The organism is Hespellia stercorisuis DSM 15480 (assembly GCF_900142165.1).
Lineage (GTDB): Bacteria > Bacillota > Clostridia > Lachnospirales > Lachnospiraceae > Hespellia > Hespellia stercorisuis.
In genome coordinates this window covers 1-2,325 of the sequence record NZ_FQZY01000139.1, presented here as the reverse complement: position 1 = coordinate 2,325, position 2,325 = coordinate 1, and the positions used below count along the sequence as shown (strand labels likewise).

2 protein-coding genes are annotated in these 2,325 nt (G+C 41.6%); both read right to left on the bottom strand.

Going from position 1 to position 2,325, the window contains the following annotated elements:
• Nucleotides 1–158: 158 nt before the first annotated feature.
• Entirely contained in the window at nt 159–965 is an 807-nt protein-coding gene (locus BUB85_RS20735) for an ExeA family protein (protein ID WP_084534169.1), read from the bottom strand.
• Nucleotides 962–2,209, bottom strand: a complete 1,248-nt coding sequence (locus BUB85_RS20730; protein WP_073113362.1) for an integrase core domain-containing protein — start codon at nt 2,207–2,209, stop codon at nt 962–964. The genes BUB85_RS20735 and BUB85_RS20730 overlap by 4 nt, the downstream gene beginning before the upstream one ends.
• Between the last annotated feature and the right edge of the window lie 116 nt (nt 2,210–2,325).

Here is a 2,325-nt window from a genome sequence, read left to right as displayed (position 1 = left end):
TGTTGTTTTGCACATTAGATGAAGCTTCTTCTGTCAAATTAAATGAGGGTGTTCTTGCTTAGGTTGGAAGATACAAAGCGGATTCTTTGCAGTTGATTCTGCACGTTGTTTTAACCTTAAAATTCCTCATGCAAATTAATTGCATGAGGAAAAAGAGATTACCCTAATTCACAGTCATTGATTGCCTGCATAGCGATATCTGGTGTGATGAGATTTGCTTTGCTGCTATCGGCAAGAAGTAGGCTTACATTACAATACTTATTGATAAGGCGCGGAGTTCCATCTGCAGCATTTAGTATAGCTTCAATGGCGCCATCTTCAAAAATGGTCTGTGTACAACCTGCGCCCTTTAATTTTTGATGAATATAATGGTACCCTTCTTCTTTGGATATGCCTTCTAGGTTGTAGTTCATAATGATTCGTTGGCGCAGTGGCTCATGCACTCCCAAATTTAAAGTGGAGTTGAGTTTAGGCAATCCGGCAAGAAGTATTGCGGCCCGGTCTCTGGAATCCATTTCGAAATTAAACAGGATTTTTAAATCATTGAGAATTGCATTGTTGATGTAGTTTGCCTCATCGATAATGATGATAGGTGTTTTTCTTTTCTCAACAGAGAGCCGGGAGATTTCTTCCTGAATAATTCTGAAATTATCCGGTTTTTTATAAGCAGGTTCGGCACCTAATTCATGTACAAGATTTCGATAGAAATCATTTGGTGTCAGTGTGGAGAGACTAGAATACACAATGCGGTACAGGGAAGGATTCAGTTCTTTTGACCAGTTCCTGATTACGGTGGTTTTACCACGACCTGGGCTTCCAGTCAGTATGCCAAATCCTTTTGTTTTGGCAAGGTAATCAAGACGGAACAGGGTTTCCCTGTATTCGGCGGTATCAACTAGGATTTCTTTGGAATTCTTTATAAATGGATTTAATTCCAGACCATATCTTGTGTAGTAATCAGTCATGATTCGTCACCTCTGCATAAATGGATTTTTTCACGCTTAACAAAAGCGTTTTCTGTTTTGTTGAGAATACGGATGGGGGTAAGTGTACCATCGGATTCCACAACAAAGATCTCTTCTAAGTCTGAGGAATAGCGGAGCTTAATACGCTGCTTTGCAAAGCGGCAGTCTACCTCGTACTCAATCTGGTCAATAGTAATCACGCTATCTGCAGATACTTTACGCTCAAGCTCCAGTAGAAAATCATGTTCGATGTCCTCTTCAGTCAGCCGATGGAACAGATTTGGCTCAGAGAAGAATCTGTCCTGTGGAGTCTTTCCTTTTAATGAGGAATGGGGTGATTGGTTGTAAGTTTGCACGTAGGCCAAAAGATTTCCACGCAGTTCTTCTAGGGAGCGAAAATCACGAATATCAAGCCCTGCCATCCATTGGTCTTTCATGGTTCTGAACCAGCGTTCAATTTTTGCTTTCTGTGTTGGGGTATAAGGCTGGTCATAATGGAGAACAGAACCGATACGGGCTGCAAGGAGTTCCATCTGTTTGTTCCTATAGCTTCGTCCATTATCAAAGTTGAACATTTGTGGCCGTCCGTATTTGGCGACAGCAGATTTGATTACGGACATAAGGTTTATGAAGTTGTCGTTAAAGAATACATCAATACCGACAATGAAGCGACTTGCATCATCAATCAGTGCGATAATGTAGACCCGATGTTTCTTCCCATCTGTGGTTTTTAAATAGGGTCCAACGCTAGAATCACCACACCATACTTCATTGATATGCGGTCTTTCATAACGTCGCATATCTGGAGTTACAGAGGTTTTTAGCTCAACGGCTAATTGATTGACATAACGATTAATAGTGGACTCTGACACATCGCCATGTTGAAAGCTACCATTGTTTTGAAGCTGCCGGTAGATTGCAGATGCAGACATGCGGGGATAGTTCTCTTTCAGATAGCGTATCTGTTCTTGGAGATCGGTATCGAGTTTACGTGGTTTTCCTTCATCCACGCGTCCGGTTGGAACGAGTGCATCAAACCCACCGTTGCGATAATTGCGATACCATCTCTCGATCGTAGCGGGTGCAAAGTGTTTTAGAGTACCGTCTGGAGCAATTGTGCCCTTGGCAGAGGCATCACGATAAAAGGCTTCCAGAGAAGGGTAGTTTTCTTGAAGGCCGGAGATGACAGGTGCGATTACCGAATATCGCATTAAAGCAATATCATGTTGTTTTTCTTGGTTCATTGTAAATCCTCCTATGTTTTTTCATAATCTCTCGGAATCTCTAAGCCAGTAAATTCAAGGCTTTCAGATTCCTTTTTTATTAAAATCCCCCACTTTTTTGCCCAAAATACTTGACA